The organism is Halomonas sp. Ps84H-12, from assembly GCF_024124725.1.
Classification (GTDB): Bacteria; Pseudomonadota; Gammaproteobacteria; order Pseudomonadales; family Halomonadaceae; genus Vreelandella; species Vreelandella aquamarina.
In genome coordinates this window covers 15,245-30,331 of sequence record NZ_JAMXSJ010000017.1, presented here as the reverse complement: position 1 = coordinate 30,331, position 15,087 = coordinate 15,245, and the positions used below count along the sequence as shown (strand labels likewise).

The 15,087-nt window shown below is 58.7% G+C and carries 12 protein-coding genes; 3 read left to right on the top strand and 9 right to left on the bottom strand.

What is annotated here, in order from left to right; translation table 11 throughout:
* Nucleotides 1–690, bottom strand: a complete 690-nt coding sequence (locus NH344_RS09865; RefSeq protein ID WP_062360646.1) for a response regulator transcription factor — start codon at nucleotides 688–690, stop codon at nucleotides 1–3.
* Nucleotides 691–807: 117 nt separating this feature from the next.
* Between NH344_RS09865 and NH344_RS09860 the strand changes: the two genes are divergently transcribed.
* Together NH344_RS09860 and adhP are read left to right on the top strand one after the other, a co-directional pair.
* Entirely contained in the window at nucleotides 808–2,328 is a 1,521-nt protein-coding gene (locus tag NH344_RS09860) for an aldehyde dehydrogenase family protein (RefSeq protein ID WP_235253422.1), read from the top strand.
* A 120-nt stretch (nucleotides 2,329–2,448) separates the two neighbouring features.
* Nucleotides 2,449–3,477 (top strand): alcohol dehydrogenase AdhP, encoded by a 1,029-nt coding sequence (gene adhP / locus NH344_RS09855; RefSeq protein ID WP_170968122.1) that lies wholly within the window; start codon nucleotides 2,449–2,451, stop codon nucleotides 3,475–3,477.
* Between the two features lie 75 nt (nucleotides 3,478–3,552).
* On the opposite strand, the gene betT is transcribed toward adhP, so the two are convergent.
* From betT to NH344_RS09825, 6 genes are all read right to left on the bottom strand, one after another.
* A complete protein-coding gene (gene betT / locus NH344_RS09850; protein WP_044628669.1) occupies nucleotides 3,553–5,592 on the bottom strand; it encodes a choline BCCT transporter BetT in 2,040 nt (679 codons plus the stop codon).
* A 203-nt stretch (nucleotides 5,593–5,795) separates the two neighbouring features.
* Nucleotides 5,796–6,209 carry a hypothetical protein gene (locus tag NH344_RS09845; RefSeq protein WP_044628668.1) on the bottom strand — a complete coding sequence of 138 codons (414 nt, stop codon included), beginning with the start codon at nucleotides 6,207–6,209 and terminating at the stop codon, nucleotides 5,796–5,798.
* A gap of 119 nt (nucleotides 6,210–6,328) precedes the next feature.
* Nucleotides 6,329–7,075, bottom strand: coding sequence for a response regulator (locus NH344_RS09840; RefSeq protein WP_044628667.1), 747 nt, complete (start codon nucleotides 7,073–7,075; stop codon nucleotides 6,329–6,331).
* A gap of 21 nt (nucleotides 7,076–7,096) precedes the next feature.
* Nucleotides 7,097–8,521, bottom strand: a complete 1,425-nt coding sequence (locus NH344_RS09835; RefSeq protein ID WP_044628666.1) for an ATP-binding protein — start codon at nucleotides 8,519–8,521, stop codon at nucleotides 7,097–7,099.
* A complete protein-coding gene (locus tag NH344_RS09830; protein ID WP_062374068.1) occupies nucleotides 8,521–11,619 on the bottom strand; it encodes an efflux RND transporter permease subunit in 3,099 nt (1,032 codons plus the stop codon). The genes NH344_RS09835 and NH344_RS09830 overlap by 1 nt, the downstream gene beginning before the upstream one ends.
* A complete protein-coding gene (locus tag NH344_RS09825) occupies nucleotides 11,616–12,821 on the bottom strand; it encodes an efflux RND transporter periplasmic adaptor subunit (protein WP_253027855.1) in 1,206 nt (401 codons plus the stop codon). The genes NH344_RS09830 and NH344_RS09825 overlap by 4 nt, the downstream gene beginning before the upstream one ends.
* 215 nt (nucleotides 12,822–13,036) lie before the next feature.
* On the opposite strand from NH344_RS09825, the gene NH344_RS09820 reads away from it, so the two are divergent.
* A complete protein-coding gene (locus NH344_RS09820; RefSeq protein ID WP_044628662.1) occupies nucleotides 13,037–13,624 on the top strand; it encodes a TetR/AcrR family transcriptional regulator in 588 nt (195 codons plus the stop codon).
* 11 nt (nucleotides 13,625–13,635) lie between these two features.
* Here NH344_RS09820 and NH344_RS09815 read toward each other — a convergent pair whose 3' ends face one another.
* Entirely contained in the window at nucleotides 13,636–13,956 is a 321-nt protein-coding gene (locus tag NH344_RS09815; protein WP_044628661.1) for a helix-turn-helix transcriptional regulator, read from the bottom strand.
* A gap of 99 nt (nucleotides 13,957–14,055) precedes the next feature.
* Complete coding sequence (locus tag NH344_RS09810) at nucleotides 14,056–15,066, bottom strand: zinc-binding alcohol dehydrogenase family protein (RefSeq protein WP_253027854.1); 1,011 nt, start codon at nucleotides 15,064–15,066, stop codon at nucleotides 14,056–14,058.
* Between the last annotated feature and the right edge of the window lie 21 nt (nucleotides 15,067–15,087).

Genomic DNA, 15,087 nt, shown 5'->3' with positions numbered 1-15,087 from the left:
CTATCCCTTTGCCGGGGCCGTACGTTTGGCGAGAAAACCGCTTAAATCCTCTTCCCCTGCAATCACAATAGCGTGTACTCGGCTGCTAGCTCCTAGCTTGCGCAAAATGGCCGATACGTGTGTTTTTACCGTGGTTTCAGCAATCGCTAACTCGCGGGCTATCTGTTTGTTCGACATTCCCTGGCTCATACAGCTCAATACATCCAACTGCTTGTCGGTGAGCCGCGGCAGTCGGGTTGGTTTGCTGTCGGTGCTCTCTGCCGTGGTAGACGGCATGCCGCGAGGAGGCGGGCGGCGCATAATATCGGCGGGCAAGTAGAGCTGGCCCTGAAGAATTTGATGCAGCGCGCTAAGAAGCTGCTCCCTTGGCGTTGATTTTGGAATATAGCCCACGGCCCCCAGAGTAATCGCATCCAGCACCAGCTGGCGCTCTTGATGGGCTGACACGATGGCAACGGGCAGCCCGGGGAAGGTCTCCCGTAGGGTTTTCAGCCCCTCTAACCCATCGGCATCCGGCAGGCTTAAATCTAAGAGCAGCAGGTCTAACCCTTCCAAAGCTTCAATGTGTGCCATGGCCCCCGCTAGGCTGTCGGTTTCCAGCAGTTGGGCATCGGTGAATCCGCTGCTGATCACCGCGTGCAGCGCATCGCGGAACAGCGGATGATCATCTGCGACTAACAGCGAGTACATGGCGTCTCCTTCCAAGGGATGAGGGTGCGTCCTGCCATCGGGCTATATCGAGAATGGCGCGAATGACCAACACTGGGTAGGCACCTTTTAATAATCATAATACTCAGGAGCAGTACCATGATCTACGCCAACCCAGGTGAAGCGAGCTCTGTTGTTTCGTTTGAGAAACGCTATGGTAACTACATTGGCGGTGAGTTTGTTCCCCCAGTGAAGGGCCAATACTTCGACAACATTAGCCCAGTTAATGGCAAAGTGTTCTGTGAAATTCCCCGCTCTAGCGCTGAAGATATCGAAAAAGCGCTGGATGCCGCCCATAAAGCCGCTCCGGCGTGGGGCAAGACCTCGGTACAAGAGCGCAGTAACATCCTGCTCAAAATCGCCGACCGTCTCGAGCAAAACCTCGAAATGCTGGCCGTGGCCGAAACGTGGGATAACGGCAAAGCGGTGCGTGAAACCCTCAATGCGGACATTCCGCTGGCTGTTGACCACTTCCGCTACTTTGCAGGCTGCCTGCGCTCCCAAGAGGGCACCGCCGCTGATATTGATGCCAACACGGTGGCGTACCACTTCCACGAGCCGTTGGGCGTGGTAGGGCAAATTATTCCGTGGAACTTCCCGATTTTGATGGCGGCTTGGAAACTAGGCCCAGCACTAGCGGCGGGTAACTGCGTGGTGCTGAAGCCTGCCGAACAAACCCCAGCGTCAATTTTGAAAGTGGTAGAAGTGATCGGCGATCTGTTGCCTCCAGGCGTGCTGAACATCGTTAATGGCTTTGGCGCAGAGGCAGGCCAAGCGCTGGCTACCAGTAAACGCATCGCTAAGATCGCCTTTACCGGCTCGACGCCGGTGGGCTCACATATTTTGAAGTGCGCGGCAGAGAATATTATTCCTTCCACGGTGGAGCTAGGCGGCAAATCTCCGAATATCTACTTTGCCGATATTATGAACGCCGAGCCGACGTTCATCGACAAAGCGGTAGAGGGGCTGGTGCTGGCCTTCTTTAACCAGGGCGAAGTGTGCACCTGCCCGTCGCGGGCGCTGATTCAAGAGAGCATGTACGACGAGTTCATGGTGAAAGTCATTGAGCGCACCAAGACCATCAAACGGGGTAACCCGCTGGATACCGACGTCCAAGTGGGCGCTCAGGCATCCCAAGAGCAGTTCGATAAGATCATGTCGTACATGGATATTGCCCGGGATGAAGGCGCTGAATTCCTTACCGGTGGTGACAAAGAAACGCTGGATGACAGCATCAACAGCGGTTACTACATTCAGCCCACGCTGCTGAAAGGCAATAACCAGATGCGCGTTTTCCAAGAGGAGATCTTTGGGCCAGTGGTCGCGGTCACGACCTTCAAAGATGAAGAAGAAGCGCTGGCGATTGCCAACGACACCGAGTTTGGCCTGGGCGCAGGCGTATGGAGCCGCGATATTAACGTGGCCTTCCGCATGGGGCGTGGCATTCAAGCGGGTCGTGTCTGGACAAACTGCTATCACCAATACCCCGCCCACGTAGCCTTCGGCGGCTACAAGAAGTCAGGCGTTGGTCGTGAAACCCATAAAATGGCGCTTGGGCATTACCAGCAAACCAAAAGCCTGCTGGTCAGCTACGATATCAATCCGCTTGGGTTCTTCTAAACGTTTGTTATGTCGTCCCATCGCCCGGCCTAGGCCGGGCGATGCTGCACATCCTCTGGCGCTAACTCTACGGATAAGAGCAGCTTAGAACTGCCGTTAACCATTATTAGGAGTCGCATCATGGATAATACAATGCGGGCGGCCGTCGTGCGCGAGTTCGGACAGCCGTTAGTCATAGAAGAAGTCGATGTTCCACGCCCAAAGCAGGGGGAGGTATTGATGAAGGTGGCGGCCTCGGGGGTCTGCCATACGGATCTACACGCAGCGCACGGCGACTGGCCAGTCAAACCTTCACCTCCCTTTATTCCAGGGCATGAAGGCGTTGGGCATGTTGTGGCGGTCGGGGCCGGTGTCTCCCATGTCAAAGAGGGCGACCGTATTGGTGTTCCTTGGCTCTACTCGGCCTGCGGTTTTTGCGAACACTGCTTAGGCGGCTGGGAAACCTTATGTGAGTCCCAGCAAAATACCGGTTACAGCGTTAATGGTGGGTTTGCCGACTATACCTTGGCCGATGCGGGGTATGTGGGTCGGCTGCCGGATAACGTTGGCTTTGTCGAGCTGGCTCCGGTGCTGTGTGCCGGCGTAACGGTTTATAAAGGTTTAAAAATGACCGATACCCGCCCCGGCCAATGGGTGGTGATTTCGGGCATTGGTGGCCTTGGCCACATGGCAGTGCAGTATGCCAAAGCCATGGGGCTTAACGTGGCGGCTGTCGATATTGATGACGGCAAGCTGGCGCTGGCTGAGCGCTTGGGCGCGACGGTTACGGTAAACGCCATGAAAACCGACCCCGCGGCATACCTTAAAAAGACCATTGGCGGTGCCCATGGTGCGCTGGTCACCGCAGTGTCGCCGAAGGCCTTCGATCAGGCGCAAAATATGCTGCGCCGTGGCGGTACGCTGGTACTTAATGGCTTACCGCCAGGGGATTTTCCACTGCCCATCTTTAGCACCGTGCTCAATGGGATCACTATTCGTGGCTCGATTGTCGGTACGCGTAGCGACCTTCAGGAAGCGCTCGATTTTGCGGCGGAAGGTAAAGTGGAAGCCACCGTCGCAACGGATACACTGGACAATATCAACGATGTTTTTCAGCGCATGATAGACGGTAAAATCGAAGGGCGTATTGTGCTAGACATGGCGGGTTAAACGCCCAGAGCGCATAAAAAATCCCGGCCGCGTGGCCGGGATTCTTCGTTTTACGCGTTGTACGTAAAGCGCTACTTACATCTGCGCATCTTCAGGCGGTTCGCCGATGGTGCCAGGCATTGCCTGCGCATGGCCACCCGCCAGAGCAAGGAATTGTAGGTGGCGCTCGTACTCTGCCACGAGATCACCGATCACCTGACCACGGGTGTAGCCGTTGAGGTCTTTATCCTGGCCACCTTCGGCAAGGTACACATCTAAACGCACGTAGAAATCATCGTCCGCGGGAATGAAGTTCGGTGTACGCATACGATGCGGGCATACCTGATAGACAAAGCTGGTGGCGTCGCCAAAGTCGACCTGCAGCATTAGGTTGGGCAGGGATTCCCCCTCAACCTGCTCTTCGGTGACGTTAGCGGTTTGGCCACGGCTCTCAAGCTCTTGGGCAAACTGGGTCATCGCCGGGCGAATCGAGTGCTCAATGGTCGCGGCGGCACCTGCGCGGTTAGAGGTATCCAGCGCGCGGTCCAAACGCTCACGCCAGTCGCCGCCGGGCGCGCTGCCCGCAATCATGCGGCGGGCGTCGGCTTTGCTGCCTTCCAGCTTCAGCGCTTTGTAAGTCCCCACCATGATGGCGAAGATCACCACCGAGAAGGGCAGCGCCGTAATCACGACTGCGCTTTGTAGCGCGTTTAAGCCACCCGCCATCAGCAAGGCCACGGTAATCAGGCCGATCACTGCCGACCAGAAGATACGCAGCCTCACCGGCGCATCGTGGTTCACGTCGCTTAAAATCGAGGTGAAATTAGCCAGTACCAGCGCGCCAGAGTCCGCCGAGGTGATGAAGAACACGATACCCAGAACGGTCACGACGGCGGCGGTAATGCCCACATAGGGGTAGTACTCAAGCAGCGTATACAGCGTGGTTTGCGGCGAGTTCAGCGCCTGCTCACCCAGTTCGACAACGCCCTGATTGGCCACCAGCTCGATGCCGCTATTACCGAAAATCGACATCCATACCATCATGAACGAGAGCGGAATGAACAGAGCGCCAGCCACGAATTGGCGAATGGTACGGCCGCGCGAGATGCGCGCCAGAAACAGCCCGACGAAAGGCGTCCAGGCGATCCACCAGCCCCAGAAGAAGATGGTCCACCACATCTTCCACTCCTGGGCACCTTCATCGGCAAAGGCGTAAGTATCGAAGCTGGCAGCAACGAAGCCTGAGAGGTAGTCGCCTGCGTTGTTGACCACTTTATCCAGCAGTACAAGAGTATCGCCAGAGAACAGCACAAACAGCATCAGCGCCAGGGCCAGCAGCATGTTGAACTCGGAGAGGCGACGGATACCTTTCTCAACGCCAGTCACCACCGAAATGGTTGCTAGAACAACTACCAGCGCAATCAGAACTACCTGGACCGTCAGGGTTTCCGGCACGTCGAACATATAGTTCAAGCCGTAGTTAAGCTGAATCACCCCAATACCGAGACTGGTGGCGATACCGAACACGGTAGAAATCACCGCCGTAATATCGACCGCGTTACCAATCGGGCCGTGAATGCGCTTGCCCAGCAGTGGGTAAAGCGCGCTACGAATAGCCAGCGGCAAGCGATGGCGGTAGCTGAAATAAGCCAGCGCCATGCCCGTCAGCACGTACAGTCCCCAACCGGAAAGGCCCCAGTGCAGATAGGTTTGCACGACGGCGTTGCGCATGGCCTCTTGGCTTTCAGGAGTTAAGTCGGGCGGTGCCAAGTAGTGGGCAACCGGCTCGGCTACGCTGAAAAACAACAGGTCAATACCAATGCCAGCAGCAAACAGCATGGCTGACCACGACAGCAACGAAAACTCAGGGCGGGAGTGGTCGGGCCCAAGTCGAATACTGCCAAAGCGCGACATACCGATGAACACCACAAACACGAGGTAGGCCACGATCGCTAGCATGTAGTACCAGCCAAACGTTTTGCTTACCCAGGCAAGGCCCGCATCAAAAAAGGCACCTGCTTGTTCGGTGAACAGCATCGTCACGATAAGAAACACGAGAATCCCCGCCACGCTGCCGTGGAAAACCACGGGGTTTAGGCGGTCTCGTGAGGGGAGAACGGGGTTGTCTTTCGCCATGGAGGCGGACTCCTGTTGTTAAGACAAAGATGAGTGATACGTTATTTTTGAATGAACGTTCAAATAAAATACGCGGTTTAGGCATTCACTTCAAGCCAATGGCTAACGCATCAGGGCGGTAAAAAAGATGCTAACAGGCGTATAGAAACAAACACGCCCAGCTAGGCTGGGCGTGTAGGGTGGGTTTGACGCTAAATAAACGCTTACTCGGTAGCCGTTTCCTCGGCATCCATTTCCTGGGCCGAGTCACCGTGATGGTCGCGCTTACCGTGTCCACGTTCGTGGCGGTGCTCAGCATGCATCTCGTGCATAGCGTCACGCAGTGCCTGCTGCTCTTCTTCCGATAAAATCTCAGCGACACGGGCTTGATGCTCTTCACGCAGGGCAAGCACGGCTTCGCGGTGCTCAGCGTGTGCTTCATTAAGCGCCGTTTGCTGCTCTTCGCTCAGTTCTGCGCGTTGATAGACTTCTTGGCGACGCTCTTCCATGCGCTCCATCATCGCTTCCCGGTCCATGCCACGGCCTTCATGGTTGTCTGCCTGGGCGGTAAAGGCCAGCGGTGTAAGGGCAACGGCGAGCAGGGCAGGAGCAAATAGCTGACGTAGTGACATCTTCATGGCATACCTCGTTCTTAGTGAATACATGGTAATTTGACGATGTCAGTATTAACGGGCTTGGTGTAAATCGTTTGCACAAAGTGTGCAACAACCGTGACCTTCTCAATAGCAGTAGTGGTTCACCCTTCCGGCTGATACTTATAACCCACCCCGTAAACCGAGCGAATAATTTCCTGCTCGGGCAGAGCTTCAGTGATCTTTTTGCGCAGCTTTTTGATGTGGCTGTCGACCGTGCGTTCAGACACGATACGGTTATCGCGGTACATATGATCCATCAACTGCTCGCGGCTGAAGATGCGTCCTGGAGACTGCATCATCACGCGCAGCAGTTGAAACTCGACCGCTGTTAAGCCTAAATCTTGGCCGTCGGCCAGTGCCTGCCAGCCCTCTTCATCTAGCGTGATGGGCGCTTTGGGGGCGGTGGTGGTGGGTGCTGTCTGTGCAGCGGCATGACTGCGGCGTAGCACGGCTTTAACGCGGGCCACCACTTCACGGGGGCTGAAAGGTTTGCAGATGTAATCATCTGCGCCTAACTCTAGCCCCAGCAGCCGGTCTACCTCTTCTACCTTGGCGGTGACCATGATAATGGGGAGTTTGGGCCACTGTTGACGGATTTCCCGGCACAGCGTCAGGCCATCTTTGCCCGGTAGCATCACGTCCAGCAGTACCAAGGACGTAGCGTGTTGGGCAAGCCAGGGCATGACCTCGCTGCCGTGGCTGATAATGGTCGGGGCAAAGTTATTGCTTTGCAGGTAGTCGGCCATTAGCCGGGCGATTTTGGGCTCATCCTCAACGATCAGCAGGGAAGCGTCTTGGGGTAAACCATCTTGAGGTAATGCGTCGGGATGTGAATCACTCTGAGACATAGTCAGCTCGCTTATGGTCGTTTAAGAGGCGGTTAACAGTGGCAACCGTAGGGTCCAGGTTAAGCCACCCAGCGCCGAGGCGCTGGGTGTGAGCGTGCCGCCATGTGCCGTCACTAACGCGCTGGCAATAGAAAGCCCCAGGCCGCTGCCACCGCTGGCGCGGTTGCGCGAACCCTCCACCCGGTAGAGCCGCTCGGTTAAACGTGACAGCTCCTCTTCAGGAACGCCGGGGGCACTATCTTGCCAGGTAATCACCGCGTCGCCCCGTTCGCAGATAAGGGAAACACTTAGCTTTCCAGGCGGCTGGGTGTAGGCACAGCTATTATCCAGCAGGTTGCTCCACAGCTGGCGCAGCCGTTGGGCATCGCCACGAATCATCACATCATCGGCCAGGGCCGTGGTGAGGGTCAGGCCGCTCTCTTCCAGCCAGCGGTCGGCGTCGTTCAGGCGGCTTTCCAGGCTTTCGCTGAGATTCATGGGGGCAAGCTGGATATCCAGCGCGCCCGCATCGCTTTGGGAGAGCAGGCGTAAATCGGCTACTAAGCGCTCTAGCTGAGCCACTTCCTGAGCCAGCGAACTTAAGTTTTCCTGGTTCAGCGGGCGGATGCCGTCCTGCATGGCTTCAATTTCACCCCGCAACACAGCCAGCGGGGTGCGCAGCTCATGGGCGGTGTCCGAGACCCAGCGGGCGCGAGCTTCACGGCTGGCTTCAAGCGTGGCGGCCAGCACGTTGAAATCTCGGGCAAGGCGGGAAAGCTCGTCTTTACCACGCTCTGGCAGGCGGGTGTGGTAGTCGCCTTCGGTTAAGCGCAGCGTAGCCCCGGCCAGGGCGCGGGTGCGCCGACCCAGCCACCAGGAGAGCCCGCCTGCCAGCAGCAGCGAGGCAAGCCCCAGCGAGATCACGATTAGCACTAGGTTACGCTGCTGGCGCTCCAGAAAGCGGCTCTCCATGCGCTCCATCATCTCCTGCGGCGGGCGAAAACCCAGTGCGCCAATCACTTCTCGCTGGCCGCCTGGGGTCATATCGCTATACAGCGTCAGCCAGCGCCAGCCCATTGAGCCGCGCGGGGTATCCGTCGGCGGTATCACATACTCTCCGTCGCTATCGCGCAGTGCGAAGTCTTGTGCCTCGCCCAAGGGAGAGGGGCGATCACGATGCTCTTGGCCCAACTCGAACCGGACGATGTAGGGCCAGCGCTCTGGCGACGCTTCTAACCACGCCCAGTCGCCCTGGGTTTCCCAGCGGGTAATCAGCCCATCGGCAAGCAGCGTGGCCCGCCGCTCCTGGGCTTGATTGAGATACTCAAGAAAGCCGCGGTCGATGCTGTAAGAGACCGCCAGGAACACGCTCGCCGCGATGGCCACGTTAACGCTTAAAATTGCCACAAACAGCTTTAGCCCCAGCCGTGAGGGCCGCCACTGACGCAGTCGGGTCCATCTACCCATTAGTTTATGCCCTGCTGGCTAGGCTGGCGCGGGGCGCTTAACCGTTCACGTAGGTTTTCCAGCCCTAAATAGAGGCAGGGCACTACCAGCAGCAGAATCAGGGTGGCGAAGAGCATGCCAAAGCCTAGCGAAATCGCCATGGGGATCATAAAGCGTGCCTGGCGTGAGGTTTCCAGAATCATCGGCGCAAGCCCCAGGAATGTGGTCAGCGTGGTCATCATAATCGGCCGCAAGCGTCGGGTGGCGGCGGCCACAATCGCTTCGCGAGGCGCCATGCCTTCCCGTCGCTTACGGTTAGCGTAGTCGATCAACACCAACGCATCGTTAATCACCACGCCGGAGAGCGCTAGCATACCTAATAGGCTGATGATCGACAGCCCAAAGCCCATCAGCATATGCCCGCCCACGGCACCGACGATACCAAACGGAATTGCGGCCATCACCAACAGCGGCTGTAGGTAGCTTCTGAACGGAATAGCGAGCAGCGCATAGAGGGCGGCTAACATCAGCCACATGGCGTTACGCAGGGTGGCGAGGTTGTCGGCGGTATCCTGTTGGCGGCCGCCCATGCTAACTTCAAGCCCTGGCCAGGTGTTGCTGAGCGTGGGGAAGACCTCTTCTTGAAGGGTGGCGAGCACTTGGTTAATCGCTTGGTCGCCCTCTGAATCGGCAGTGACGGTGATAATCCGCCGCCCATCGATACGCTGCAGGCTGCTAGAGGCTTGGCTCAGAGTGATATCCGCGACTCTAGAGAGCGGCACGCTCATCCCGTCGGGGGTTCTGACCGGCAGGCGGTACAGCTCGCTAAGGCTGTTGCGCGACTGCTCTGGCAAGCGCACTTCCACGCTCACCTCCTGGCGGCCGATAAACTGCTCCACCGCCGTGGCTCCTTGCAGCGGGCCGCGCAGCGCCTGGGCGAGGTCGCTGCCGGTTAGCCCGAGTGAACGACCTTCGGCGGAGAGACGCATCTCTAGCTGTGGCTTGCCATCGCCCAGGCCGCTGTCGATATCGGTTAAGCCATACTCTGCCAACCGTTCTGCCAAACCTGCGGCGGCGTCTTCTAGTACTTGGGTATTGGGGTGGGAGAGTCGCAGGCTCAGCGCCGCCCCGCTACCGGGGCCGCCAAAGTCAGATTCAAAGCGCACTGACTGCGCGCCTAACAGATCCCCAGTGAGATCCCGCCACTCCTGGGCAATGCGAGAAGGAGGCCAGGCATCCAGGCTTTCCGGCGCGATATCCAAACGCACTTCCAGGCTTTCGCCATCTAGGCTACTGCGGGTGCTGTTGAAGGTGAGCGTCTCTTCCTGCTCGCTGAGCTGTGCGGCGGCATCGAGGAGCTGTTGGCTTAGCTCGCGACTTACACTGATATGGCTGCCAATCGGCAAGGTGACGGTGGCTTGCACCTGATCAGACTCGACCCGAGGCATCAGAGAAAAACCTAACCGCCCGCTCATCGCCCAGGCCATGGTCACGCAGAGAATGGCGACGCCAATAGAGACCGTGAGCAGGCGCTGATTGAGCGCGCGCTGTAACAGAGGCTCAAACTGTTGATAGGTGAAGTGATGCAAACCGCGCTGCATACTGAGTCGCACCGCTTCGATGGGCCGCTGCCACGCGGGCGTTTGGCGGGGCTTGCTGGCGTGGGCCAAGTGGGCGGGCAGAATAAACAGCGCTTCCACTAGCGAGATAATAAACACGGTAATCACCACCACCGGCACGGTGGCAAAAATCAGCCCCAGAAATCCCGGCAGGAACAAGAGCGGTAGAAACGCGACGATATTGGAGAGGATGGCAAAGGTCAGCGGAGTGGCAATTTCTTGAGCGCCTTTAACCGCCGCATCTCGCAGCGAGTAGCCCTGCTCTCGGTAACTGTAGATGTTTTCGCCCACCATGATGGCGTCATCCACCACGATGCCGAGGGCGATGATAAAGGCGAACATCGACATCATATTGAGCGACACGCCGACCCAGGGTAGAAACAGCATGGCCCCTAAAAACGCCGTGGGAATGCCTAGCGTGACCCAAAAGGCCAGCCGCGCCTCTAAAAACAGCGCCATCAAAATCAGTACCAGCGCTAGCCCCATCCAGGCGTTTTTCAGCAGCAGGCTGAGGCGGTCTTCGTAAACTTCCGAGCTATCCCGTGAAACGTCCAGGCTGACGCCATCGGGCAGGTTGGCTTGCAGCCGCTCTAACTCACCGTAAACCGCATTAGAAATACTCGTGGGCGTTTGGTCGCCGATTTGATACACATCTACCGATAGCCCTGGCTGACCGTTGTAAAACTCCTCCCGGTCGGTTTCGGCAAAGCCTTCGCTCACTCTGGCGATATCGCCGAGCATAACGGGCGCACCCTGGGCGGTGGTTAAGATGGGCAGTTCGGCAAACTCCTCGGCGCTGTTGCGCCGCCCCTGGTAGCGAATCAGCCACTCACCCGCGTCGGTTGTGAGCTGGCCGCTGGCAAGGTCCAGCGCTTCCTCGGCGATGCGGCTCGCCAACTGCTGATGATCCAACCCGTAGCGCTCGATGGCCTCGTCATCCAAATGAACCTGGATTTCCCGTTCGCGGTTGCCGGAAAGCTCGGCGCGGGAAATACCGCTGGTGGCCTGCAGCTCGGCGCGTACGTTCTCGGCCGCATCGTGGAGCGCGGCCAAGCCCACGTTGCCATACACCTGAAGGCTGACCACGCTGCGCGAGCGGCCTGCCAGGGTGAAGCGGGGCGGGTCGGCGGCGGCGGGCAGGGTGGTGATGGCGTTCACGGATTGCTGAATATCCTGATACGCCCGCATCACGTCCACGCCATCAATCAGCGTGGCGCTGACCACCCCGCTGCCTTCGCTGGCGCTGGCGGTCAGTTCATCGATGCCTTCCACATCGGCAATCGCGGCCTCGACCGGCAGCAGCAAACTCTGCTCGACGTCCTCTGGCGTAGCGCCCGGATAGCTGATGGTGACCTGGACGATTTCCGTCTCGAATTCGGGAAACACCTCTTTTTTGATCGCCAGTGAGGCCATTAACCCGCCGACGATAAACAGTACCATCATCAGGTTGGGGGCGACGCCGTGATCGACCATCCACGCCAGCGGGCCTTTACGCATCATTGAGCCGCTCCCTCATCCTGAGCGGGGGTATCGCCACGCTGGCGAATCCGCACTTCCTGGCCCTCTCGGGGTTGGGCCAGCCCGGCTGTCACTACCCGCTGACCGGGCTCCAGGCCGCTGCGTATCAGCACTTCTTCCTGGCCGCGATAGGCGAGTGTGACCTGGGTACTCTGCAGGCGATTCTCGTCATCCACCCACCACACCTGCTCGCCGGGGCGTAGTGCGGCTGAGGGCAGCGCAATCAAGGGCTCTTCGGCGGTGGTATGAAACGCCACGCGCAGCACATCTCCCAAGCGCAGGGCGGGGCCGTCCTGGTTGAGCGCCAGCGGATCATCCACGGCAATCAACAGCTGGGCCTGCAGGCCGTTCTCTTCGAGGTTGGGCAGAATAGAGAGCAAGGTGCCTTCCCGAGAGGCACCTTCTGGCCAGCCTTGGCTGGTCAGCGTGACGCTCCCCCCCGGCGAGAGCCAATCCAGCGTTTCGCCCGGCAGCGAGGCGCGCACCCAGAACTGCTCGACGCCGACCAAACTCACCACGGCGGTGCCTTGGCTCAGCAGGCTGCCAGCGCCCACCAAACGCTCTTGCACCATGGCGCGCCACGGGGCGGTTAAGGTCGCACGCTCTAGGTTGAGCGCCGCTTGGTCACGCACCACGCGGGCTTGGGTCAGTTGAGCCTGGGCCTGACGGAGCTGTGGTTCACGCAGCACCAGCGCGCGGCGTTCGGCGCTGAGCTGGCGGCCAAAGGATTCGTACTCGCTGCGCGCGCGCTGCTGCTCGGCCTGCTCTAAGGCGAGCTGCGCCTGGGCATTCGCCAACTGGGCGTCGGCGTCTTCTAGCGTTAAGCGCAGGTCGGCTTGGTCGATGTGGGCCACAGGCTCCCCTTGCTCCACGACTCGCCCAGGCAGCACGCCATCGCCAAAGCGCTCTAGCTGGCCCGCTACGCGGCTGGCAAGCTCGGTGGATTTTTCTGCCTCAACGCGGCCAAAGCCGTTCAGCGTGGGTGACTGCACCTGCTGTTCCGTGGTGATGACATCGACCACGGGCGGCGTTGGCGGAGGCGGCGGGCGGCGCTCGACCCGTGGCGGCTGGCTAACGATCCACCAAGCGAGAGCTAAACCACCGGCAAACACCAATAGCGCTGCCAGTGCACCGAAGCCGATGCGACCTTGCTGAGAAAAAGCGTAAGAGCGAGAGGGGGGCATGGACGGGTGTTATCCGTTGGCTGAGAGCAAAAATTCCAGAAAAGAGTGCGTATCATGCTAGCATCACCGATTGCCACGCAGCGATTAGGTAAGCTTTGTGCAAAAAGTGTGCAACCCGACGTGACGGGGCTTTTTTGCACCAAACGCTGACGCAGCAAGTAATAGCTGCCATCATTCATGTGAAAAGCCATAGACTCCCTGATCTGTATGACGTTATGAAAAACACCGCCACCCGCGACAAACTCATTGATTCTGGTGCCGAGCTGATTGCCCAGCAGGGCTATAATGCGACGGGTATCAATGCTGTATTAAAAACCTGCGGTGTCCCCAAAGGCTCGTTCTACCACTACTTTTCCAGCAAAGAAGACTTCGGCTTGGCGGTCATCGAGCGCTTCGCCGACGATTACGATGCGTCGTTAGCGGCGCTGCTGGAAGACCCCGCCCTGCCGCCCCTGGAGCGTTTGCGCCGCTACTTTGCCACCGGGCGCGCCCATATGCTCGACTGCGATCACACCACCGGCTGCTTGATCGGTAATCTCGGTCAGGAGCTTTCCGGCCAGAGTGATACCTTCCGTGACGCCCTGAATTTGGTATTTCAGCGTTGGGAAAAACGCTTTGTGGCCTGCTTGAGCCAAGCCCAAGCCGACGGCACGATCAATGCCGCCATCCCGCCTGAGGCGCTGGCCAGCTTTATTCTCTCCGGATGGGAAGGGGCGATTCTGCGGGCCAAAACACTCAAATCTCTGGCCCCTATGGAACACTTCGAAGCCATTTTGTTCGATCAAGTGCTGGTGCCACGCTAGCAGGCGATACATCAATGGCGAGCGCGGAAGTGGTAATCACCGCTAGACACGTCGTTGTTCACGGCGGCGAGCAGAGAGGTGCTCGCGGTGTCGGCATTGAGCTGGCCGGTTTGTACCAGCGCCCGAAAATCGTGGTGGGGCAGGGCAATGTCGTCCGGCGTGACGCCAAAAAAGTGGCAAATACGCTGGAGCGCGGCATGGCTGGGGTAGTAGCGTCCGCTGAGGTGGCGGTTGAACTGCGCCCGGTTGATGGGCAGGCGAAGGCACACGTCGGCAATAGAGGGGTAGTAGCTGCACAGCAGGCGCAAATTGGCCACAAATTCATCGTGCATAGGCGTGACTCTTGGGCGGTGGCGGCTAATGTGCCGCCTTGCGCCCAAGAGTGCAACGGCTCGCCCCTCACACCTGCTTAAAATAAGCGGTGCACGTGGTTAGAAGCCCTCTAACACCAGCTTACCCACAGTACGATTGCTCTCGATCAGCGCGTGAGCGCGCGTTAGGTTATCGGCATTGATAGGGCCAAGCACTTCGCCCAGCGTCGTGGTTAAACGGCCGCTATCCACCATGGCGGCGACTTCGCTCAATAGGTCGTGCTGCTTGGCAATGTCCTCGGTGGTAAACAGCGGCCGCGTGAACATCAGCTCCCAGTGCAGTGACAGGCTCTTGAGCTTGAGTTTGCGCACGTCGATCAGCTCCGGGTCATCGATCAGCGCCAGTTTACCCTGGGGCTTCAAGGCATTGATGATCGCCTCGAAGTGGTGATCGGTTTGGTTCAGGCTGATGACCATATCCACCTGCTCGTAGCCTGCGGCTTTGAGCGCTTCATCCAGCGGTTGGCGGTGGTCGATCACCGCATCGGCGCCGAGCGACGTGACCCAGGCTTGGCTTTCCGGGCGTGAGGCCGTCCCAATCACGGTGATATCGGTGAGCTGCTTGGCCAGCTGAATCAGAATCGAGCCAACGCCACCGGCAGCACCTACCACTAATAATGTTTTGCCTTTGGTGTCGCGCAGGCCCAGTTCCAGGCGGTCAAACAGTAGCTCCCAGGCGGTAATGGCGGTGAGAGGGAGAGCCGCTGCCTGGACGTCAGACAGACTTTTCGGCGCCAGGCTGACGATACGCTCATCGACCAACTGGTACTCAGCGTTGGAGCCTTGGCGTGCGATGCTGCCTGCGTACCACACCCGGTCACCCGGCTGAAAGCGAGTGACCGCACTGCCCACGGCATCGACCACGCCCACCGCGTCGTAACCCAGCACGCGAGGCTCGCCGCCTTCGGGCAGCGCGCTCTTGCGCACCTTGGCATCCACCGGGTTAACGGAAACCGCGCTCACCGCGACGCGAATATCGTGGGGCTCGGGTGTGGGCAGCGGTAGCTCGACGGCGTGCAGGGCGTCTGGGTGGTCGATCGGCAGGCTTTTGGTAAACGCAAATGCTTTCATAGTGGCTCTCTAAAGGATGAT